General features: G+C 60.5%; 19 protein-coding genes and 1 pseudogene. 3 read left to right on the forward strand and 17 right to left on the reverse strand.

The genetic code is table 11. The annotated features are described in order from the left end of the window. Window positions 1-59: 59 nt before the first annotated feature. The gene (locus BSG19_RS14930) at window positions 60-689 is read left to right on the forward strand and encodes a hypothetical protein (RefSeq protein ID WP_092988806.1); all 630 of its coding nucleotides are present in this window, start codon (window positions 60-62) and stop codon (window positions 687-689) included. A 27-nt stretch (window positions 690-716) separates the two neighbouring features. Next, window positions 717-1154, forward strand: coding sequence for an L-alanine exporter AlaE (alaE, locus tag BSG19_RS14935; protein ID WP_092988807.1), 438 nt, complete (start codon window positions 717-719; stop codon window positions 1152-1154). Between the two features lie 156 nt (window positions 1155-1310). On the opposite strand, the gene ugpC is transcribed toward alaE, so the two are convergent. From ugpC to BSG19_RS26375, 10 genes and pseudogenes are all read right to left on the reverse strand, one after another. Then, complete coding sequence (gene ugpC / locus BSG19_RS14940) at window positions 1311-2447, reverse strand: ABC transporter ATP-binding protein (protein ID WP_092988808.1); 1137 nt, start codon at window positions 2445-2447, stop codon at window positions 1311-1313. After that, window positions 2444-4405 (reverse strand): glycoside hydrolase family 127 protein, encoded by a 1962-nt coding sequence (locus tag BSG19_RS14945; RefSeq protein ID WP_092988809.1) that lies wholly within the window; start codon window positions 4403-4405, stop codon window positions 2444-2446. Before BSG19_RS14945 ends, ugpC begins: the two co-directional genes overlap by 4 nt. Before the next feature lie 27 nt (window positions 4406-4432). Next, window positions 4433-5248, reverse strand: a complete 816-nt coding sequence (locus BSG19_RS14950; protein ID WP_092989096.1) for a carbohydrate ABC transporter permease — start codon at window positions 5246-5248, stop codon at window positions 4433-4435. Between the two features lie 113 nt (window positions 5249-5361). Continuing rightward, the gene (locus tag BSG19_RS14955) at window positions 5362-6279 is read right to left on the reverse strand and encodes a carbohydrate ABC transporter permease (protein ID WP_092988810.1); all 918 of its coding nucleotides are present in this window, start codon (window positions 6277-6279) and stop codon (window positions 5362-5364) included. 133 nt (window positions 6280-6412) lie between these two features. Then, complete coding sequence (locus BSG19_RS14960; RefSeq protein ID WP_092989097.1) at window positions 6413-7651, reverse strand: ABC transporter substrate-binding protein; 1239 nt, start codon at window positions 7649-7651, stop codon at window positions 6413-6415. 25 nt (window positions 7652-7676) lie between these two features. Beyond that, a pseudogene (locus BSG19_RS14965) lies at window positions 7677-8745 on the reverse strand (LacI family DNA-binding transcriptional regulator). Window positions 8746-8854: 109 nt separating this feature from the next. Continuing rightward, the gene (gene msrQ, locus BSG19_RS14970) at window positions 8855-9493 is read right to left on the reverse strand and encodes a protein-methionine-sulfoxide reductase heme-binding subunit MsrQ (RefSeq protein ID WP_092988812.1); all 639 of its coding nucleotides are present in this window, start codon (window positions 9491-9493) and stop codon (window positions 8855-8857) included. Continuing rightward, complete coding sequence (msrP, locus tag BSG19_RS14975; protein ID WP_092989098.1) at window positions 9493-10440, reverse strand: protein-methionine-sulfoxide reductase catalytic subunit MsrP; 948 nt, start codon at window positions 10438-10440, stop codon at window positions 9493-9495. Before msrP ends, msrQ begins: the two co-directional genes overlap by 1 nt. 300 nt (window positions 10441-10740) lie before the next feature. Beyond that, entirely contained in the window at window positions 10741-11781 is a 1041-nt protein-coding gene (locus BSG19_RS14980) for a phosphatidylglycerol lysyltransferase domain-containing protein (RefSeq protein WP_092988813.1), read from the reverse strand. A gap of 66 nt (window positions 11782-11847) precedes the next feature. Next, window positions 11848-12099 carry a hypothetical protein gene (locus BSG19_RS26375; RefSeq protein WP_244529291.1) on the reverse strand — a complete coding sequence of 84 codons (252 nt, stop codon included), beginning with the start codon at window positions 12097-12099 and terminating at the stop codon, window positions 11848-11850. Here BSG19_RS26375 and BSG19_RS14985 point away from each other — a divergent pair. After that, the gene (locus BSG19_RS14985; protein ID WP_244529286.1) at window positions 12001-13020 is read left to right on the forward strand and encodes a flavin-containing monooxygenase; all 1020 of its coding nucleotides are present in this window, start codon (window positions 12001-12003) and stop codon (window positions 13018-13020) included. The genes BSG19_RS26375 and BSG19_RS14985 overlap by 99 nt on opposite strands. A gap of 382 nt (window positions 13021-13402) precedes the next feature. Here BSG19_RS14985 and serA read toward each other — a convergent pair whose 3' ends face one another. The 7 genes from serA to BSG19_RS15030 all read right to left on the reverse strand — a co-directional run bounded on the left by serA (window position 13403) and on the right by BSG19_RS15030 (window position 21264). Beyond that, window positions 13403-14641, reverse strand: a complete 1239-nt coding sequence (gene serA / locus BSG19_RS14995) for a phosphoglycerate dehydrogenase (RefSeq protein WP_092988816.1) — start codon at window positions 14639-14641, stop codon at window positions 13403-13405. A gap of 273 nt (window positions 14642-14914) precedes the next feature. Continuing rightward, the gene (locus tag BSG19_RS15000; protein ID WP_244529262.1) at window positions 14915-15919 is read right to left on the reverse strand and encodes a serine hydrolase domain-containing protein; all 1005 of its coding nucleotides are present in this window, start codon (window positions 15917-15919) and stop codon (window positions 14915-14917) included. A 581-nt stretch (window positions 15920-16500) separates the two neighbouring features. Further along, on the reverse strand, window positions 16501-17268 hold the full coding sequence (locus tag BSG19_RS15010; RefSeq protein WP_092988818.1) for a phosphodiesterase: 768 nt from the start codon (window positions 17266-17268) through the stop codon (window positions 16501-16503). A 12-nt stretch (window positions 17269-17280) separates the two neighbouring features. Continuing rightward, window positions 17281-18348 carry a LacI family DNA-binding transcriptional regulator gene (locus BSG19_RS15015; protein WP_092988819.1) on the reverse strand — a complete coding sequence of 356 codons (1068 nt, stop codon included), beginning with the start codon at window positions 18346-18348 and terminating at the stop codon, window positions 17281-17283. 3 nt (window positions 18349-18351) lie between these two features. After that, window positions 18352-19155, reverse strand: coding sequence for an ABC transporter permease (locus tag BSG19_RS15020; RefSeq protein WP_092989100.1), 804 nt, complete (start codon window positions 19153-19155; stop codon window positions 18352-18354). 47 nt (window positions 19156-19202) lie between these two features. Next, window positions 19203-20024, reverse strand: a complete 822-nt coding sequence (locus BSG19_RS15025; RefSeq protein ID WP_092988820.1) for an ABC transporter permease — start codon at window positions 20022-20024, stop codon at window positions 19203-19205. Window positions 20025-20127: 103 nt separating this feature from the next. Further along, complete coding sequence (locus BSG19_RS15030) at window positions 20128-21264, reverse strand: ABC transporter substrate-binding protein (RefSeq protein WP_092988821.1); 1137 nt, start codon at window positions 21262-21264, stop codon at window positions 20128-20130. Window positions 21265-21283 lie beyond the last annotated feature (19 nt).

Genomic DNA, 21283 nt, shown 5'->3' on the forward strand with positions numbered 1-21283 from the left:
GATACGTAACCCGCTCGCACCGCGTTGACTTGGCCGGATCGGAGAACCATCTCACGCGCATGGCCAAGCTTGAGAAAGATGACGTCGAACTCCTGCGGACCTGGACGTTGCCATCAGCGGCGACGCTCGGTTCATCGGTGCGCGCAAAAGGCATTCTTCTGGAAATGCGGGCGCGGCTGCCTGCATCATCGAAGAAACTGCTTGTTCTCGAGGCCGGGGAACTCGTCCTGGCCATGCCAGCCACCGCAAAGACCGAGTTCAATGCCGCAGCGGGAATTGTCTCCGCCGCGATGACAGACATCGAAAGCCTTCCGGTGATCCCGCGCGAGATCCAGGACATCCTGACGATCAAGCCCGGCGAGCGACATCGCTGGCTCGCAGACGGCCGACTTCAGAGTGCGGGAACAAGAACCGTGCGGCTGGCAGGACGCGCCAAGAAGATCACCTTTCATGTCTTCGACCCGAGGCTCGTCGAAGATCTCCTGAACAGCGGCGTGATCGATGAATGGCGGGAAGACGACGTTGCCGCAGCCGCTGAAAATCGGCGGCGCGCGGCTTACAAGGCAAAACTCACACGCTCGTTGAGGAAGGGCCAAAGCATTGCGGTGTCCCCGACAGAGCAGCCGAATGAGGCAGCCGCGAAACTGGATGACTGGGAAGCCTTTGGACGCGACGGGCTTCTGCGGTGATCCGCCACTCTTTGGTGAGGCGAACTGATGTTCAGCAAGGCTTTCGTCGCTGACACCGTTGCGCTGATCCTCTTTTTCACGACGACAGGCATTCTGAACGAGCGCTTCATCGCCGGCATGACGTGGGATCAGGTGTTCGACGCGCGCCTTCTGGGGGCCGCCCTCATGGTTCCCGTTGCAAGACCCTATGGTCTGTGGAGAGACCGGCTGATGAAGCGTGCAAGCCGGCGGCGAGCCTCCAGACTGTTGTGGGACAGCTTCGCGCTGGTGAGCTTCCAGGTCCCCATCTACGCGGCCATTATCGCCTACAGCGGCGCAAGGGGTGAAGGCTTGGTACACGGGGTCCTGGGTGCGGCTGTGTTGATGCTGGTTCTCGGGCGGCCGTACGGCGCCTTCCTGAATATGGTCAGAAAACTCTTTGGGTTGCCGCCTGGCGGGGAGAAGCCAATGTCACTCGACGAGTGACCGGCTGCAACCCGCACTCTCCGGCCCTCGATGGACAGATGCGTCGTTGCCGTCACCAACCATAGCGAGCTTGTCCGCACGCAACGGGCACAGGTCATCGCGTGGCTAATGACAACCGTACGCGATCACTCGGCGAAACCCATGCCTTCCGCGCTATCAGTGTGTTGGCTTGATCCGCATGCCATCACCGTTGAACATATGTGTCATCTGTGGCGACCATGACAGGACGATTGGATCGGCGGACCTGACCGGAACAGAAGACCGGTATTCGACCGTTACCGCCTGACCATCGGCAAGCTGGCAATAAAGGTACTGCGTACCTCCGAGATATTCTGAAAAATCCACCGTTGCGGCCAGCGAACGCCCAGCCAGGGTTTCGTGGCCAACCGTCAGATGCTCCGGGCGTATGCCAAGGGTGATCTCCTCTTCGGCGTCGTCGATATCAGTGGGAAACGGCGCCTCGATCATGGCACCGGCCAGTGTAAGGCTCTGCCGCCCCACGCGCTTTGCTTTCAGCAGGTTCATGCGGGGCGAGCCAATGAAGCCGGCCACAAAGCTGTTGGCTGGGTTCTCGTAAATCTCGCGCGGACTGCCGACCTGTTCGATCCGCCCGTCGCGCAGGACCACGATCCCATCCGCAAGTGTCATTGCTTCCGTCTGGTCGTGCGTCACGTAGATCATCGTGTTGCCCAGCTCGCGGTGGAGCCGGGCAATCTCGATGCGCATGGAAACGCGAAGCTCCGCGTCGAGGTTCGACAGCGGTTCGTCGAACAGGAAGACGTCCGGCTTGCGGACGATGGCGCGGCCAATGGCAACGCGCTGGCGCTGGCCTCCCGACAGCTGCCCGGGCCGGCGGTCGAGGAGATGGTCGGTCTTCAGGATGGCAGAGGCCGCAGCAACGCGTCGCTCAATTTCTTCCTTTGGCGTATTGGCCATCTTCAGGCCGAAGGCGAGATTGTCGCGGACGCTCATATGCGGGTAGAGGGCGTAGGACTGGAAGACCATGGCGATGCCGCGATCCGAAGGATCGAGATCCGTCACGTCGCGTCCCTTGATGGCGATCAGCCCGTCCGTGACCTCTTCGAGCCCTGCGATCATACGCAGCAGGGTGGATTTGCCGCAACCGGACGGGCCGACGAAGACTGTGAAGGCGCCCTCCGGGATCGACAGGTCGATCCCGTGGATGATGTCGAGACTGCCGAAAGACTTGCGGATGCCTGAGAGTTGCACGCCTCCGGTATCTTCACGCCGTCCGTGCTCCAACGGGGTTTCGATGGCTGCTGCACGGCTCATGCCTCATCTCCTTGACCATCTCGCATCCAAACGAGCATTTCGCCGGGGTCTCGATTGTCCCAGAGATGGTAGGGAACGAAGCGCGCCGTCACCTTCGTTGCCTGCGGTGGCGCTTCGCGGTAGAGCGTTTCGCCCCAATCCGCCTCGTCACGCTCCGCTGCGATCTCCAGCGCGATGGCGCGGTCCAGACCGGGTATCGCGCATTCGGTCACCGATGCTGGTTTCCCGGTGATCTTCAGCCTCTGCAGGCCGGTGCCATTGTCCGTTTCTTCCGTGCAGTAAACGAGTGGCCCGCGAACAAGCGCAACTCGTCCGGCATCTTGGCGGATCAGCGGGTTGGCCCGTAGAAGCCGCGCTGCGAGGGGCAGGTCGAGAGCGACCTCATCCTTATCAGACCATTCCCGTTCGATCCGCGCATAACCATCGACCACCACCTGATCGAGATCGACCGGCATGCCGTTGACCGACAGCATGGCGCCCTTGCACCAGGCAGGAATGCGCAGTGACAGCGTGAAGCGGGCAGGCTTTACAAGCCCGACGTCGAAACGGATAGCGCCGTTCCAAGGGTAGTGTGTTTCCTGAAAAAGCGTGACCTCTTCGCCTTCCATCTCGAACCGCGCCTTGCCTTCTCCATAAAGATGCACCGCGATCTCGTCGTCCGAGACGGCATACATATAGGAGCCGATCGAGGCGAGCAGCCGGGCGATGTTCGGCGGGCAGCACGGGCACGGGTGCCAGGTCCAGCGATGGTGCTTGCCGGTGCTCTCAAGCGGATTGTCGTAGAAGAACCGCGTTCCATCGAGCGAGAGCCCCACCATTGCTCCGTTGTAGAGCGCCTGCTCCATGATGTCTGCATAACGGCGATCGGGACCGCGACCGAGCATGCGCGCAGCCCAGAAGACGAGGCCGACCGAGGCGCACGTCTCGTTATAGGCGCTCTCGTTCGGCATGTCGTAATAGTCGGTGAAGCCTTCGTTTGCTGCCGACGGGCCAATGCCACCGGTGACGTACATCTGTTTGGTGACGAGATCGCTCCAGAGCGTTTCGAGCGCGGCCGTCAGGCTGTCGTCGCTATATTCCGTCGCGATGTCGGCCATGCCGGAATACAGGTACATGGCCCGTACGGCGTGGCCGACGACCTTTGTCTGCTCCCGCACCGGCTGGTGCGCCTGGTTGTATTCGAAGCTGTGAAAGACGAATTTCTTGTTCTCGCGACCGTCCCGCTTGGCCTCATCGATGAAGAAGTGCGGCTCCCTGCCGCGTTCGTCGATGAAATATTTCGACAGGTCGAGATATTTCTGCTCGCCGGTCGCGCGCGCCAGCCGGACGAGGGCCAGCTCGATTTCCTCATGGCCGTCATAGCCGGGGATCTTGCCTTCGCCATGACCGAAGACCTCGATCATATAGTCCGCGAAGCGTGCCATGACGTCGAGAAGCTTGCGCTTGCCCGTTGCCTGATAGTAGGCAACCGCGCCTTCGATCAGGTGACCGGCACAGTAGAGTTCGTGGAAGTCCCGCAGGTTGGTCCAGCGGCGGCCAGGCTGAACGCGCTGGAACCAGGCGTTCACGTAGCCATCTTCGTCCTGCAGCTTCTCGTAGAGATCGGCAATTTGATCGACACGTGCCTCAAGCTCGGGGTTGGGCGAACGGAAGAGCGAATAGGCAACCGTCTCGATCGACTTGCCGAAATCGCTGTCCCAGAACATCTGAGTGGAGCCATCCCACGGCTGGATTGGCAGCACCACCCCCGGGCTCGGCATGCTGACGTCGATGGCCGTCAGCATGCCGGCCTCTACGCAGCGGTCTAGCAGGGTCTTTGCGGTCGTCGCGCAGATGGCATCCTGCCGCTCGCCAAAGAGGCCGCCGAGCGTGACGCTCGGAACGGGCAGCGGCCGGAACTTGCGATCCTTGCGGCTCTGTTTGTAATTTTGGTTCTGGGCGTGAGCTTTGCTATCCATGGGATTCACTTTCGTAATGAGTGGGCATCACTTGACGGCGCCGGCCATGAGGCCGCGCATGTAGTAGCGTTGAAGAAGAAGGAAGATGATGAGGCAGGGGATCGTCATGACGACGACCCCGGCCTGAACCGCGCCCCAGTTGATAGCGCCGAGCCGGCCGGCGCGTACGGCCATCATGAGAACGGGCATGGTGTAGTTGTCGTTGCTGGAGAGAAGCACGAGGGCTGCCAGAAACTCGTTCCAGGCATTGAGGAAGGCAAAGATCGCAACGGTGGCCGCTCCGGGCAGAACGAGCGGCAGAAGCACCCGCACGAGCAGCTTGAGGTCCCGCGCTCCGTCGATACGGGCCGCTTCCTCGATCTCCTTCGGGACGGCGTCAAAGGCGTTGCGCATCATGAACACGGAGAAGGGCAGCTGCAACGTGACGTAGACCAGCACCAGTCCGAAGAGCGAATTGTTGAGCCCGAGCTTTGCCAGAATGATGAACAGCGGCGTGAGGATCGACTGAAACGGGATCATCAGCGTCGCGATGATGAGCACGAAGAGCGTGTTCTTCAGCGGGAAGCGGTAGCGTGAGAATCCGTAGCCCGCGAGCAGGCTGATCGCGACAGTGAGGACGACCGTGGCAAGTGATACGACGAGCGAATTGAGCGTATGCTGCCAGACGCCTGCACCGAACGTATCGAGCGATCGGTAGGAGTCGAGGCTAAAGCCGGTCGTCGGCCACGGCGGTAGCGGCGGGGTCATGCCTTCGGTGCCACTTCGGAACGACGCAAGAAATGCAATGGCGAAGGGTGCAAGGAAGAAGAGGACGATGGCAGCGCCAACCGTGTGGTAGGCCATCGCACCATTGCGTTTGCGGCGGGCACGGGCGGCCTTCGCGGCCTCGTTTGCCGCAGTCGTCGCTATGGACCCTGTCATGACCGGGGTCTGGGCACGTGCTGTCTGCGTCATGGTCATGCCTTTTCGTCTCCGACCTTCAGCAGCCAGAGCTGCACGATGCTGATGGCAACCAGAATGGCGAGAAGCACGATCGAGAGCGATGCGCCGTAGCCGAGATTGAAGGACACGAAAGACTGGTTGAAGATGTAGTAGACGACGGAGATCATCCGGTTCTGCGGCCCGCCAGCTGTCATGATGTAGAACTGGTCGAAGGCCAGAATCGAACCCGTGACCGAGATGATCAGCGCGAGTGCGATCGTGCGGCGCATCAATGGCAGTGTCAGGTAGCGAAACCTCTGCCAGCGCTTGGCGCCGTCGATGCGCGCGGCCTCGACGATATCGGCCGGTATCGCCTGCAGGCCTGTGAGCAGGATGATCATGGTAAAGCCGGCGATCTTCCAGACAACCATCACAATGATGGTTAGAAATGCGCTGTCGAAGCTGGCAAGCAGATTGGGACTGCGCTCGGTAATCCCGAGTGCTATGAGAAGAGGCCCTATGAAGCCGCTGTCCACATTGGCAAGCCAAACCCACAGAAGGGATGCGGTGGCAAGCCCCACGACCACAGGCAGAAAGATGACCGTGCGATAGGCGCCGACGAAACGTCGCTGCTTTTCGACAAACAGCGCGAGGGGAAAGGCGACGGCGAAGATCGCGATGGTGGCGATGATCGTGTAGAGCGCCGTGAAGCGGAGCGCCGACAGGAACCGTGCATCATGGATCATGCGGACGTAGTTGTTGATGCCGATCCAGCGCTGAGCACCCATCAGCGGCCAGTTATGCAGGCTCATCCATGCCGTCACAATGACCGGGATGACAAAGAACAGGATCACGAGCGCCATGGCGGGCGCAATGTACAGAAGGCCACGCCAGGCCGACGATCTTGACCTTGGGCGCCCTGCGGTGCGCGAAAGGGTGGAAACGACAGTCATGTGTAGATCTCGCAATTCGCAACCCACCGACGACCCGATCGTGTCCGGTGCCATCGCTGAAGGGAAACGGGCGCTGAAGGAAGCGAGCGGAGGGGACGCATCCCCTCCGCTCTTCGGCGTCCAGTGGGGAGGATCACTGGCCGCTATCGATGATCGACTGCATCTCGGACTGTGCTGAAGAAAAAGCCCCGTCGACGTCGTCGCTGAAGATCGCGGCGTTGATGAAGGTCGCCCAAGGCCCGTTCGCGCTGTTGATCAGATCGTTGAACTGCAAGGTATACGGCGTCTTTGCGACCGCGATCGCTTTCATGCCGACTTCCATGCGGGGATCCAGACCCTTCAGAACCTGTTCGGCGATATCACCGCGGGTTGGCAGACTACCGTACTTGGCCATGATCTTCTGGCCTTCTTCCGAATAGGTGTACTCGATGAAGGCTTTGACCGGCTCGAGCTTGGTCGTACCCTTGGTCACCACCACATTGTCGCCGCCGGCAAAGGACGAGGGCGTGCCGCTGACGCCGGGTATGAGCGTCACCCCGAAATCGATTGTCGGATGTTCGGTCACGAGCGTGCCGATAGCAAAGGCACCGAGGCTTTGCTGGCCGATCTTGCCATTGGTGAAGGACAGGAAGTTCGTTCCGTTGTCGCTGGCCGCACCAGCCGGCACGAGGTCCTTCTTGACCATGTTGCGGTAAATATCCACCGCCTTGCGCATTTCCGGCGTATCCAGAGTCGCCGTCTTGCCGTCGGCTGAGAGGATATCGACGCCGGCGCCCCAGACGAGCGGGGTGAACGTGAAGATCATGCAGCCGCCGCAACCGCCACCCGAGAAATAGAAGCCGTAGATATCGTCGCCCAGTGCGCGGATCTTCTCGGCATTAGCCGTGATCTCGTCCCAGGTCGCAGGCGCCTTTTCCGGATCGAGACCAGCTTTGCGGTAGAGGTCCTTGTTCCAGGCGAAAACGGAGGTCTCGACCGACAGCGGCAGCCCGTAGATTCTGTCCTGATAGGTGCCGAGGCGAACATGGGACGGCGAGAGAGAGTTGAAGTAGGGCAGACTTTTTGCCCAGTCGGTCAGATCTTCGAGCTGGCCGGCCGCGGCGAATGTCGGCGTGTAGATCAGGTCCATCGAAATCGCGTCGGGTGCTTGCCCGCCGGCAATGGAGGTCGCGTATTTCTGCACGAGTTCGGAGAAGGGCACCTCCGTCAGCTCGACCTTGTTCTCATGGCCCGCATTGTAGGCCGCGACGACGTTCTTGAAGGCGTCACCGACGCCGGTGCGAACCCACATATTGATGGTCTCAGCCGAGGCAAGGCCCGGGCTCAAACACAGCGCGAACAGGCTCGTTGCAGCAAGAAGCTGTCTTATCATGGTCATTCCTCCCTTGTGGCGCTCCTCAGCGCCTTTGCTTCTCATCCTCGAGGCTGCGGGCCTCCAAAGAGTTCCGCCCCCCGCACGATTGTCGAACCACCAGCCTGCAAGGCAGTGTTCTTACGCCCGGCTCCACCACCTGGCCTTCGGCAAGCGCCAGGATAGTCCGACCCGCCTGTCGGCCGAGTTCCTTCAACTCCATGTCGATCGACGTCAGCGGTGGGCGCATCTGGCCTGCGACAATCTCCCAATTGTCGAAGCCGATGACGGCCACGTCGTCGGGCACGCGCAATCCTCGCTCGCGCAGCGCATCTACCGTTCCCCGTGCGATCTGGTCATTGCCGCAGAAGAGGGCATCGGGCTTCTCGCCTTCCGACGCCCAGATTTGCTCGACCGCGTCGCGACCCCAGGTTTCCGACCACTCCCCGAAAAGGGCGACAGCATCCTCCCCCGCTACCGCGCGAAATGCGCCGCAGCGCTCGCGCACCGAAAAAAACGCTTCGGGACCGGTGACGTGTACGATCCTGCGCCGCCCGCTGGCTTGCAGCCATTCAATAGCCAGTCGAGCACCTTGTGCATCGTCCGACCGGAAGGACACGCTGTCGGGACCGCCCTCGGTAAAGGCATAGACAACCGGGACAGGCACATTGGACAGGTCGATCGGCAGGCACCGGTCCACGCGCTTTCCAGTGGCAATGATGCCGTCAACCTGCTTGTCGAGCATGGCTTCGACATGAACCTGTCCAAGCGCCGGATCGTCCTCGATGGCGCACAGAAAAACGGACACCCCACGATCCACAAGGGCTTCTGACACGCCTGCCATTACGGGAAGCGTAAAGCGTCCATAGGTATCATTCGTCAAAAGACCGATCGTGAAGCTGCGCTTGGACAGCAACCCCTGCGCCAGCGCGTTTGGCCGGAACCCGATCTCCCGAGCGATCCGCTTTACGCGCTCGCGTGTCTCCTCCCCCATGCGTCCGGTATCATTCAGCGCCTTGGAGGCCGTGGAGATGCTCACACCTGCTATTGAAGCCAGATCGTGGATCGTCTGCCGTTCTCGTTTCGCCTGAGGGCTCCTCATCCATCTCCTCCATCTTGGAGATGAGAAAAGCTTTTCTCACAGCAATAGTCAAATGAGAAAACGTTTTCTCAAACATTTTTCTAATTTTGCTGCCAAGGAGTGGAAGAGAGGAAGCTCGACTATCAGGTAGCTGGCCGCAACCGTGCCTCGCGGCGCCTGAGCATGAGAATCGGCCTGTAGGCGCGATAGAGGATCATCGCAATTAAGAGACAGATGTAGATGACTTGCTCGACAGTTAGGATCTTCGTCGAAAGCGCGTAGTGCAGTGCTGCACAGGCGGCGATGACATAAATCAGGCGGTGGAGCCACACCCATTTCTTGCCCATGCTGCGGATGGAAAACCTGTTCGATGTCACCGCGAGCGCGATCAGCATAACGAGCCCGGCCATCCCGAACATAATGAAGGGCCGCTTCAGAATGTCGTCAAGAATGACGTCGAACATCAGCGCCTGGTCAAGAACCGCATAGACCAGGAAATGCATGGCAACATAATAAAAGCAGATGAGCCCCAGCGCCCGCCTGTATCGAAGGAGGTTCCATCCGAGGAGATCACGCACCGGAGTTACCGCAAGGGTCAGGAGAAGAAAACGTATCGCCCACAAACCGAGGAAGAGCTCGAACGTCTTGACAGGATCAGCTCCCAGATTGCCTGTCGCGCCCAGATAGAAACAGTACGCGGCCGGTAACAGTCCGACCACGTAAAGGCCCCAGACGGAGGCTGGCTGAAAGCGCTTGGGAAGGCTGAGCGAAAGTCCGACCATCAGAAATTCGCCTTGAGATCCATACCGGAATAGAGGCTGGCGACCTCGTCGGCGTAACCGTTGAAAGGCAGGGTGGGATGACGGCTTGAACTGAAAAAGCCTCCTTCGCCGATACGCCGCTCTGTCGCCTGGCTCCAGCGCGGGTGGTCCACGGCCGGATTGACGTTGGCATAGAAGCCGTATTCCCCGGAGTTCGCCGCCTGCCAGGTGTTCAGCGGCTGTTTGTCGCTCAACGTTATGCGGACGATCGACTTGATCCCCTTGAAGCCGTACTTCCATGGTACGACAAGCCGAACCGGCGCACCATTTTGATTGGGCAGAGTCTCGCCATACAGGCCGACCGCCAGAAGCGTCAGCGGATTGCGTGCCTCGTCAAGCCTTAGACCTTCGACGTAAGGCCAGGGAAGCGACCCGAACGTCGCGTTCTGTCCCGGCATCTCGGTGGGCCGAACGACGGTTTCGAAAGCTACATATTTGGCGCTACCAAGCGGCTCGACCGCATCGAGAACCTTCGAGAGCTGGAAGCCGTCCCATGGGATGACCATCGACCAAGCTTCCACGCAACGCATTCGATAGACGCGCTCCTCCGGCGGAAACGCTTTTATCAGCGCATCGACATCGAACGTCTGCGGCTTCGCCACCATGCCGTCAACCTTGATCGTCCACGGTCTTGGCTTGAAATCCTTCGACAGCGCGGCCGGATCGGCTTTGTCCATACCGAATTCGTAGAAGTTGTTGTAGGTCGTGACGTCCTCGATGGGCGTCAGCTTCTCGTCGACGGTATAATTGCTCTTGGTCGCCGCCAGCCCTTCCGCCCAGGAACTGCTGCCGAACGCTGCGGACATGCCCGCTCCTCCGGCTCCTATGAGGAAAGCGCGGCGTCTCAAATAGGCTTGCTGTGGCGTGATTTCGGAGGACGCGATCTTCGGAGGACGATAGGCAGACATGGCAAGTTCCTTCACGCGATTTCATTGTGTCTCAAGAAGTACGCACAAGATGCCTGTTTGGTTACACAGCCATCAAAACTTATTTCTGGCACGTAAATTTTGCAAAGAAAGGCCCAACACGAACACGTTAATAGCCAGAACGCCTCCGATGGCGCTGGCTTAAGGCCATGCCCTGAAACATCGGCGGATGAATCTCGACATCGTTCTTATCTCCTCGGGCGGCCTGAAACATGTGCCCAGCACGGACGGAAGATCACAACGGTGAAGCCAGGCAGCCATGTTCTCTGGTAGGCATTGACGCTACAAAGTCTTCAAAAGGCGCAGAAGCGCGAGGATTTCGAGCGGCGTTCTGCGCTTGAAGCCGATATAGGTCGCAATTTCCTCGCCATGAAAACGGCGCTTGAAGGCAGCCTGTCCTTGCAGGTTGAAGATCCGCGCGTTGATACGCCTGGAATGATAGGCCCGTACGAACAGGCTTCGCCAGAAGCGGCTTTCCAGAAAGCCGCTTTCGGTGATGGCCGCTAGCGGCGACAGCCCGAAGGTGACGATCTCACGGCCCTCTGCGATAAAGCGATCCGTGGCAAACTTGGTGAGGCCGATCTCCGCATGGGGTGTCGTTCCCGCCAGCTTCCGCTTGAATGCAACGGTGTAGCCGATGGCGTGGCCTGCCCGGAAGATCGGATCGAAATCGAGGACAGCAACCGGATGGCCGGCGGGATCGATGATGAGGAACCGGCGCATATGCGGTGTAAGTTCCGCGCCGAAGGGACGGTTGAGGAAGCGCATCTCGCGACGGCTGACGATACGACCGCTGCGCCAGTTCGAGGAGATCTCACGCACCTTCTGTGCGTCAGCGAGGCTACCGTCGCATTCGATCAGCCGGTAATTCTTTTTAAGGAGCCAGCGCTCGGAATAGCGGACCGTCTCGTTCCGCTTGCCGGCGAAGGAATGCGTGTCCAGCGACAGCCGGGTATCGACGCCCATATGGTTGATGCGATAGCCGAGGGTTTCGAGGACGGCAGCGGTCTCGCGCGAAATCTGTACGAAGCAGGGAGCGTGGGCGGCTGCGACGAAACGCCTGATATACTCAGCCCGATGCGCAGGATCTGCCACCGGATCGCCGAGCACGAAGGTGTGCCCCATCTTGGTTGCATAGGCGATATAGCCGTTCGCGTCACCGAAGTACTGCAGATCGGGCTGGGCGTAGGTCGAATAGGCGAGCGAGAAATCGCCATACTGCTGAAGGAGGTCAAAACGCGCCTGCGCATCGAGGCCGGCAGCGGACAGCCTTGGAAGGCGCGCGTCGAAGATCGCGTCCATCCTCTTACGTAGGCTTGGCATTTATATTGGCTCCGGAGAAGCGATCGGGCTGGTGGAAATGTCGTCAGGGAGTCAGAAAAACTGCACTTACGTAACCGCGATGGACATTGCCATCTTGTCGCCGCCGCGCACAGTCCCTAGGCTGCGGAAAGCGTTGGAAAGAAGCGTGTTTTGACAACAGATGTCCATGATGTGGTGATTATCGGCGCGGGGTTGGCAGGCCTGACAGCCGCATACGTTCTGCGACAGCATGGGATTACGCCCATCCTCCTTGAGCAGGAGCCCGATATCGGCGGTTCCTGGCAACGGCGTCACCCGCAATTGACGCTGAATACCCATCGCGACCTCTCAACCCTTCCAGGAGCTCGCTACCCTAAGGGAACCGGTTCCTTTCCAAAGCGCGATGCCGTCGTGCGCCATCTGCAGACATTCGCGCGGGAGCATACATTCGACATTCGGCACGGCGTCACGGTTTCCTCCGTTACGCGGAAAGATGAGAGTTCGTTCCGGATCGTTTCCGATGCTGGCGAATTTTACGCGGCGCATGTCATCATGGCCGTCGGCCGTGATACGGAGAAGCGACTTCCCAGATGGGATGGGCTGGAGGACTACGGCGGCGACGTTCGACATGCCGCTGATTTCGGCGATGCAAAGACCTATGCCGGACGGTCCATCCTCGTCGTGGGCGGCGGAAACTCCGGCTTCGACGTCTGCAACCATCTCAGTGGCGTAAAGACCGGCCCGGTCTGGTTCTCGGTTCGGCGCGGTCCTTCCGTCTTGCCGAAGAGACTTTTCCGCTTCGCCGTTCATCGCCTGTCTCCCGCCATGCAGACCCTTCCCGTTCCGCTTGTCGATCGCGTGATCGCGGCGACCCAGTATCTCGCATTCGGCAACCTCGTGCGGCTTGGCTTTCCCCGCAGCATACATGATGCCGCCACACGGCTCGTGACTGACAAGATCGCCATTCCGGTCGATGACGGAACGATAGCCGCCATCAGGCGTGGACAGATTTCCGTGGTCGCCGGTGTGCGCTCTTTCGAACCCGATGCCGTTATTCTCGAAGATGGCAGCCGTCTGGTGCCGGACATGGTGATTGTTGCCACGGGCTACGGTACCCGCAGTCTGGCGGACGCGCCTGTTGGCAGCAATCCGGGTCTCTGGCACATCGGCCTGACACCGAGTTTCACATCCTATTTTCACAAAACATACCGCGAGGCGACCGACATCGCTCAAGCTGTTTCTGCGTCTCTGCGCAGATGACCGTTTCACACGCAAGCATGGCCTTGCGACCATTTCCTCTTCGTGACGCTGCCGCTTTTGGAGAACCTCCTGTGCCGCCGAGACAAGATGGCGACGGAGCGCACTTTCGCGCCCTTGCCATTCTGGTCGAGGGATAGCGTCGGCAATCTCCTGGTGTTCGTGACAGGACCGCTTGAGACGGCCGGTATCCTTCAGCTGGAACTTGCGGAAGGACGCGAGCTTGAGGCGCAGCGTCTCTGCGCCAGGGCGCGTAGGATAAAGCGGCGCTGGCGGCGGAGATCCTCAATCAGGTCGATAGGCGGCGTGACGGACGTTTTCGCGTGTCGGAATGACGTCGCTTAACGCCTGCACGTCGCCACGGCATCTGCCATGACTCGATGTCTCAGTAGAGCAATCGCGTTCTGATCGTTCCGGGTATCTCACGTAGCACCTGAAGGATTTCGTCGGCTTCCTGATTTACGCTCTCGACTTCGATGACCACGTACCCCGTATCGCCGTGGGTTTGCAGGAACTCGGCGATGATGTTCACCCCGCGCGACGAGAAGATCTCGTTCAACCGGTTGAGCATGCCGGGGCGGTTTTCGTGGACGTGGATGAAGCGCGTCCCGTTCGGGCGCTCGGGCAACTGGACCTGCGGAAAGTTGACGGCGCCCATCGTGGAGCCGATGTCGGAATATTCAACCAGCTTTCTGGCGACTTCCCCGCCGATACGCTCCTGGGCCTCTTCGGTCGAGCCGCCGACATGCGGCGTGAGAATGACATTATCCAGGCCCTGCAGCGGGCTTTCGAAACGCTCGTTGTTGGATGCCGGCTCCTTGGGAAACACATCGACCGCAGCGCCTGCCAGATGGCCTTCCTTCAGGACTTTCGCGAGAGCCTCCAGATCGACCACTGTGCCGCGGGAGTTGTTGATGAAGATGGCTCCCTTCTTCATGCGTCGCAGCTCGGCTTCGGTGATCATGTTGTGCGTCGAGGCTGTTTCCGGGACGTGCATCGTCACGTAGTCGGATATCTCGAGAAGCTCGCCAAGCGACGCCATCGACTCGGAGTTCCCGCGGCGCAGCCTGTCGGAAAGATCGAAATAGCGGACAACCATCCCCATGCTTTCGGCGAGTGCACTCAGCTGCGAACCGATATTGCCGTAGCCGACGATGCCGAGGGTTTTCCCGCGAACCTCGTGGCTGCCGACAGCGGATTTTTCCCATCCGCCCTGATGCGCGGACGTCGAACGCGGAAAGACCTGCCGCGTCAGCATGATGATCTCGCCGATCACAAGTTCGGCTACAGAGCGTGTGTTCGAATAAGGCGCGTTGAAGACCGGAATTCCGCGGTGACGCGCCGCGTCCAGATCGACCTGATTGGTGCCGACGGAAAAACAACCGACGGCAATGAGCTTCCTGGCGGAGTCGAAGATCTCTTCCGTGAGCTGCGTCCGAGACCGGATGCCGATGATATGGGCATCGGCGATATGAGCTTTGAGGTCCTTGTCATCGAGCGCTTTGGGCAGATGCACAAGGTTGGTGTATCCACACGACGTGAAATAATCCACGGCGCTCTGGCTGATGCCTTCAAGCAGGAGAACGGAGATTCGGTCGCGTGCGAGAGAGAGCTGGAGAGGCATGGGTAGACCTTCATTTTCCGGTATCGAAGAGGTGATGTCTTTTGCCGGCCATGACGGCCCGCTTCAATGGTTCTTTGCGACCATACAACAGAAACTACAAGCAACCATAAGCTGCTCATGCGAACGTTGTGATAGGGAAAAGCCGATGCTGATGCTCGGCTTCTCTCACGTCACAAAAGGGAATGATGGCATGGATGCGAACGTTGCATCCTCATCGACACGCTCGGACCGATGAGCGGCGGTGACTCGTTCACTTCTGGTAGGCAGCCAGGCTCAGTCCAGTGCAGCGGCGACGGCGTCGAAGACGACCATCGGGTCAATCGGCTCCTTGCCGGTCGGCTTGGGCTGGGCACCGAAGGTCACGATCACGACGTTCTTGGCCGGGTTGATGTAGATGTTTTGCCCTTGGATGCCGATCGCCGCATAGGCGCCGTCCGCGATCGAGGGCATCGTCCAGCCGGTCCACCACATGTAGCCGTAATCCAGCTTCGAGCCGTCCTTAAGCTTGGTCGGCAGCGAAGCCTCTTTCGTCCAGCCGTCTGGCAGTATCGAAGTGCCGCCGATCTTGCCTTCGTTCAGGAAGAACAGGCCGAAGCGGCCGTAGTCGCGCAAGGTGGCGCTTATGCCGCTTCCACCGATTTCATGCCCGTCCGGGGAATCGAGCCACCAGTTGGCATCGGCCTCCATGCCGAAGGGTACCCAGATCTTTTCCGACAGGTAGTCGGCCAGCGGCTTCTTAATCGCCCCGCGCACAATTTCGCCCAGCACCTGAGTCTCCCCGGTGCTGTAATTGTTCACCGTGCCGGGCTCGGCAGCGCGCGGCAGGCTGGCCATCAGCTTCATCGCCGAGCCGGGCACCTGCGAGATTTGAGACTTCAGGAGCGCCCGTCGGTCGGAGTCGGGGTCGGTATACGTCTCGTTCCAGCGGACACCTGAGGACATCATCAGCACGTCACGTACGCTCGTGCCGTCATACGCGCTGCCCTTCAGCGCAGGCACATAATCGGCGACGGAGGCATCGAGACCGGCCAGCAGGCCTTCTTTCATGGCAATGGCGGCAAGTGTTGAGGTGATCGATTTTGCCACCGACATCGACATCCAGCGCGTCTTTTCAGTGTTGCCGCGCTGGTAGGTCTCATAGGCAATTTTGCCGTCCTTCAGCACGAGAAGTGCGGTGATGCTGTCGAGCGCTATGAAGTCGTAGAGATCGTTTTTCTTTCCTTCGATCTCGAAGGTGACGTTGCCGAGTGGCTTGTCGGACTTTGGCAGCGGCAGCACGGTACCGCCAGCCCTGATCGCCCGGGTCGGAAACAGCCGATCGATGTTCCGGAACGTCGCGACTGCATCATCGGGCAACAGTGTCCCGTCATATATGTCTTCGACCGTGCCGATCTTCTCGCCGGCGTGGACATAGTCTAAATCTGCGGCGGAAGCCGGCGTAAGGCTCGCCAGCGCCGTAACTGCGACGAACCATCCCCTCAGAAGGTGGGATCTTCGAGGGAAAGCGAAATTGCTGAAGGGAGCCGACATGAACATGATCTAGTTTCCTCGTTGCAGGCGGCATAGTGCTTGTCGTGAAGGATAGGGCAAGCGACGATTGAAGATTTTGCGGGTACCGGAAGCATGAGTGCGTGTCGGACCCGGCGAATTTTATCCGCTCGCAGCGTATCTGTTCGGTATGTTAGCGCTTGTGATTTTCATCGTATACGTCGACCTGTTTAGCCATCGCGTAAGCCCAGACGATTGGGGGAAAGACGACGGTGCGCCGTCCTTCAAAGCGGTTGCACGCTACCAGCTCGAGAGCCACCTTCTGCAATCCGGTAGCACGTTTTGCGTCGTCCCTGCTGGAACGCTTGCCCTTAGTTGAGGCCCTCCAGAAAGTGGATGGGGTGAATCGTGACGGAGGTCCGGTTTAAAAAGATGACGGAATAGGCAGGCGGCTCGAAGCTGATCGCAAAGCCTCCCCCGTCAAAGGTCGCGGCCGACTGGTGGCTGGTGCCGGGAAGGGTCGAGAACGGAATGCCGTGCCAGAGGCCGGAAACCTGACGATGAACATGGCCGGCAAAGATATATCGGACATTTCCGTGCCGGCGCAGCACCGCGAGAAGGTCCTCGCTCGCCGTCAGCCGACTGGAATCGAGCGACGGGATATGGATGTCGAAGGGGGGATGATGCAGGAACAGGAAGACCGGCTGTCCGTCTGCCTCCGAGAGCCGGGCGTCGAGCCAGGCAAGACGCTCCAGACAGAGATGGCCCTCGACGCACCCCTGCTCGAGCGTATCCAGCGTGACGACAAGACCTTCGGCGGTGGACGTGACGCTTTGCAGGAAGCGGCCCTTGTCAAAGGCATCCGGGAAGATCGTCCGGAAGTTGGCACGATCGTCGTGGTTGCCAAGCATGAGCCGCACGGGAGCCCGAACATCGGCGAGCCGCTCCGCCAGCGCCCTGTACGCGGCCACGTCGCCTTGCTCGCTGAGGTCCCCGCTGACGACGATGAGATCTGCGTCGTCATGGTGCCGATCGACATGCCGCAGACATGCATCGAGGTTCCCATGCGGATCGAGGCCATGAAGCAACGTGCCGGGATATGGCAGGTGCGGATCGGTGATGTGGATCAGCTTGATCATGACGGAACGAGATCACGCATGGGGTTTGTGGGAGACGATGATGTCTGCGGGAAACGGCTGATGCGGGACGAAACTGGTGCGAACGACAAGGGGGGCGGCGATCCGGACCCGCGCCGGCGGGCGATGGGGCTCGGCCTGGCGACGATCGAGAAGGGCAACCGCGTTGTCGGCCATCTCGATCGGGTCCTGACGGAAAGTGGTCAGGCCATAGCTCAGCCATCCGGCCTCCGGCAGATCATCAAAGCCGATAACGGACAAGTCGTGCGGCACCTGAAGCCCCGCCTCACACCGGGCGTGGTCGATCACGCCGAGCGCCATGAGGTCATTGATGCAGAAGATGCCCTGCGGTCGCTCCGGCCCGCTCATGAGCTGCCGGCCTGCGTCGCGCCCGCCTCCATAGTCTGACTCGCCCCCACGCACCGCCAGAACCTGCACGCCGAGCCTCTGCGCCTCGTCGCGAAACGCGTCTTCGCGCTCGATGACGCTGGACGTTGCCGAACGTGAGCCGGCGAGACCAAGACGGGTGAACCCTCGCGCCGCAAAGAGCGACGCCGCCTGCCGCGCCGGCGATATGTTGTCGATCTCGACATGATCCGCATCCGGTTCCGAGCGGCCGATGACCACCAGCGGCTGGCCGTTCCGGCGCGCGAGATCGACGAAAGACGCGGGCGGGGAGCCCGAAAGAATGATCGTCGCCTCCGCCCTATGCCCGAACAGAGCCCGCTGGGCCGCCAGCAGCTCGTCCGGGGTCTGGCCGGTGTTGATCATCAGGGGAATACTGCCGCGCGCAATCAGCGCCTTGGTCAAAGCGGCTGCGAGATGCGTACGGAAGCCAAGCTCCGGCTTGGTTGCGACCAGGCCGACAAGCCGACTCTTGTTGGCGAGAAGGCCGCGGGCGAGGTCGTTGACCTGATAGCCGAGCGTTTCTGCCGCTGCCATCACCTTACGCCGTGTGTCGTCCGCAATGCTCGCTCCGGGCGTGAAGGCACGCGACACGGCCGATCGGGACACGCCGGCGACCCTCGCCACATCCTGGGCACTGACGAAGTCTTGCGCCTGCGAAGGCCTGGCTCGTCTCATCGATCAGTGCCCTACCTTCGACAGGACGTCGGACTTCAGGAAGCGCTCGACCACCAGCATGAAGCCGATTGAGGGGACGAGCAGCACCAGAGCGGTGATGGAAGCGATCTGGTAATTGCCACCGCCGCTTGCGGTATAGAGCAGCAAGGGCAGCATGTTGATGTCGGGCGCGCCGACGAAGTAGCTGCCGGTGAATTCGTCAAGAGATTCCAGAAAGACGAAGATCGCGCTCGCCATCAGGCCCGGCATGGCGAGCGGCAGGGTGATGTCGCGAAATGTGCGGAGTGCCGATGCGCCGACCGAACGAGCAGCCTGCTCCAGCTCTGCGTCAACGGCGGAAAACGCGGCCGTGGCGATCCAGACGGCAAACACCAGCCCGTGTGTCATATGGACGAGCACGACGCCGAGAATGGTCCCGTTGAGACCCAGCTGGTAGAAGACGCGGGCGATGTTGACATAGACCGGCAGGTTCGGAAAGGCCTGCGGTAGCAGAAAGGCGATGAGGATCAACCCGCGAAACGGAAGCTTCAGTCGGGCAAGCGCGAAGCCCGCGGGAATGGCCAGCGCCAGCGCAAGCACCACGGTAAGCACGGCCACCAGCACGCTGTTTCCCAGCGCTTCCATGGCATTGCCGCGCGGCGAGAACACCCGGGCCCAAAAACTGAAGCCGTAGCTGATCGGCAGGGTATTGGGGAAATACCAGCGCTCGGCCACCGTCCAGAGCACGAGATTGGTTAGCGGACCGAAAATGACGAAGGCGAGGAGACCGAGCAGGAGCCCGCGCGGCACCCACCAGAGATGGCTCAACCGAAGAGAGGCTTGCAAGGAGGCCGGCAGGCCGTTGAACGTGATGCTCACAGGCTTTTCCTCACGCCATGACGCAGATAGATCCAGGCGACGACCGATGTGATGGCCAGCGAGACCAGGCCGAGCGCGTTCGCGACACCGTAATCGCCATAGGCGTTGATGCGGAAGGCGATATCCGTCGTCAGCATGGTCGGCGATTGGGCGTTGATCATCAGCGGTACCGAGAGCACCGACATCATCGTGACGAAGGAGAGGATCAGCCCGACCAGGAGCGTGGTCGCAACCTGCGGCACGACGATTTCGAACAGGATCCGCAGCCGCGAGGCGCCGAGATTGCGCGCGGCTTCCATGGTCGAGCGATCAAGGGATGCCATGGCGCCGGCAAGCAGCAGCGTGACGAACGGCGTCTGCTTCCAGACGAAGGCGATGACGATGCCGCGCCAGTCGAGATAGCTTTCAGCCTCGAGCGGCGTGACAGCCCCCAGACTGATGAGCACGTTGTTGAAGAGGCCGTTCTTGGCAAGAAAGGTGCGCAGGACCTGCCCGGTGACGATGAAGGGGATGAACATCGGCCAGCGATAGAGCCAGCGAAGGATCGCCACTGTCCGCGGGTTTTCGCCAAGCGTCAGATATCCCGCAATGGCGACGGAGAAGATCCCGATCAGGGCGGTCGACAGGCTGACGATCACCACCGTGAAGATGGCGTCCTGGGTGTAGAGTTCGGAGGCCTTCACGAAATTCCCCAGCCCGAAGCCGTCCCCGACTTCGAAGGCGCCGATCACCGAGGCAGCCAGCGGCACGACGAAGAGCAGCAGGATGACGCAGAGCGCCGGCGCGACGAGGATGAGGCTCAGAGGTCGGTTCGACATGGACACCAAGGCTGAATGGACGCGGATAGCGTAGAGATGGGATGAAAAAGGAGCCGGCGGCTGGCCGGCTCCTGTCGGTCATGGTGCTGGAGACGCCGCAGGATCAGTTGCTGACCTGCTTCTCGTAGGCTTCCAGAATAGCGTTGTTGTATGGCGCGATTGGGAAAGGCTTGCCCTTGGTGGCGATATCCTCGGGCGAAATGTCGGTGAAGAGCTTGGCCCAGGTCTTCTGGTCGAGTTCCGCCTGGACATATTTCGCGTCGATGCCCGGATACCAGTTGAAGCGCGTAACGATACCTTCGGCCTGAACCTTGGGGCTGGTCGCGAGCTGGACGAACTTTTCGGCCAACGCGACGTTGGCGCTCTTGGCCGGGATGACGTAGTGCATCGGCTGGCCGGGCATGCCGGGGCTCGGCAGCACAAGCTTGAAGTCCGGAGGCAGTTGGCCGTTGGCCTGCCACGAGTAGAACATGTCTACCCAAACCGGACCCATGGCGATTTCGCCGCGGCTGAGCAAGTCCAGCGTGCCGGCATTGCCGGGCGTCAGCGTCGCATTCTTGGTGAAGTCCTTGAGGCTGGCCAGTGCCGGTCCCCACTTCTGCGTTTCGCTCTCCTCGAACGGACCCGTCATCAAGTTCTTCGCGTCGCCGTTCCCGAAGGCATAGATCCAGCCCATGACGAAGCTGACACCGGAAGCACCGCCCTTGATGCCGTTATACCCGAACATCTTTGGATGTTCCTTGGCCCAGGCCACGATCTCGGGATAGCTCTTCGGCGGGTTTGCGACGAGCGCCGGATTGTAGGCGAGCGCTGCCTGGCTGTTGTACATGGGCATGACATAGCCACTGACATTGCTGCCAAGCGCCATGTCGGCATTGGCGCGGGTGACGAGCGCCCCCGTATCGATCTTGGAGCGGTAGGATTCGAGGTAGCCAGCCTTGACCATGGGGCCGGTGAACTTCTCATGCACGACGGCGACATCGGCATCCCAGGTGGGCGAGCCCGCCTTCGACTGTGCCTCGAAGCGCTCGACGATCTTCTGCGAGCCGGCGTCGCCAGGACCGGTGCCAACCACCCGCACCGTATTGCCGGGGTTCTGCTGTTCAAAGAGCGGCCCGAGATATTCGTTCACATAGTCGACCATGTTCTGGTCGCCGGCGGTCATGACGGTCAGCTCTGCGGCTGAGGCCGATGGTGCTGCCAAGCCGACAAGCAAGGCGGCCTTGAGGATGGTTTTCATGGAAATGCTCCGGTGAAGG

This window comes from Rhizobium sp. NFR03 (assembly GCF_900111275.1).
Classification (GTDB): Bacteria; Pseudomonadota; Alphaproteobacteria; order Rhizobiales; family Rhizobiaceae; genus Ferranicluibacter.

Coding starts and splice junctions, on each gene's coding strand:
- BSG19_RS14930 (WP_092988806.1), top strand. CDS start 60: ATGGCCAAGCTTGAGAAAGATGACGTCGAACTCCTGCGGACCTGGACG.
- alaE (WP_092988807.1), top strand. CDS start 717: ATGTTCAGCAAGGCTTTCGTCGCTGACACCGTTGCGCTGATCCTCTTT.
- ugpC (WP_092988808.1), bottom strand. CDS start 2,447: ATGAGCCGTGCAGCAGCCATCGAAACCCCGTTGGAGCACGGACGGCGT.
- BSG19_RS14945 (WP_092988809.1), bottom strand. CDS start 4,405: ATGGATAGCAAAGCTCACGCCCAGAACCAAAATTACAAACAGAGCCGC.
- BSG19_RS14950 (WP_092989096.1), bottom strand. CDS start 5,248: ATGGCCTACCACACGGTTGGCGCTGCCATCGTCCTCTTCTTCCTTGCA.
- BSG19_RS14955 (WP_092988810.1), bottom strand. CDS start 6,279: ATGACTGTCGTTTCCACCCTTTCGCGCACCGCAGGGCGCCCAAGGTCA.
- BSG19_RS14960 (WP_092989097.1), bottom strand. CDS start 7,651: ATGATAAGACAGCTTCTTGCTGCAACGAGCCTGTTCGCGCTGTGTTTG.
- msrQ (WP_092988812.1), bottom strand. CDS start 9,493: ATGGTCGGACTTTCGCTCAGCCTTCCCAAGCGCTTTCAGCCAGCCTCC.
- msrP (WP_092989098.1), bottom strand. CDS start 10,440: ATGTCTGCCTATCGTCCTCCGAAGATCGCGTCCTCCGAAATCACGCCA.
- BSG19_RS14980 (WP_092988813.1), bottom strand. CDS start 11,781: ATGCCAAGCCTACGTAAGAGGATGGACGCGATCTTCGACGCGCGCCTT.
- BSG19_RS26375 (WP_244529291.1), bottom strand. CDS start 12,099: ATGGGTATTCAGCGTCAATTGCGGGTGACGCCGTTGCCAGGAACCGCC.
- serA (WP_092988816.1), bottom strand. CDS start 14,641: ATGCCTCTCCAGCTCTCTCTCGCACGCGACCGAATCTCCGTTCTCCTG.
- BSG19_RS15010 (WP_092988818.1), bottom strand. CDS start 17,268: ATGATCAAGCTGATCCACATCACCGATCCGCACCTGCCATATCCCGGC.
- BSG19_RS15015 (WP_092988819.1), bottom strand. CDS start 18,348: ATGAGACGAGCCAGGCCTTCGCAGGCGCAAGACTTCGTCAGTGCCCAG.
- BSG19_RS15025 (WP_092988820.1), bottom strand. CDS start 20,024: ATGTCGAACCGACCTCTGAGCCTCATCCTCGTCGCGCCGGCGCTCTGC.
- BSG19_RS15030 (WP_092988821.1), bottom strand. CDS start 21,264: ATGAAAACCATCCTCAAGGCCGCCTTGCTTGTCGGCTTGGCAGCACCA.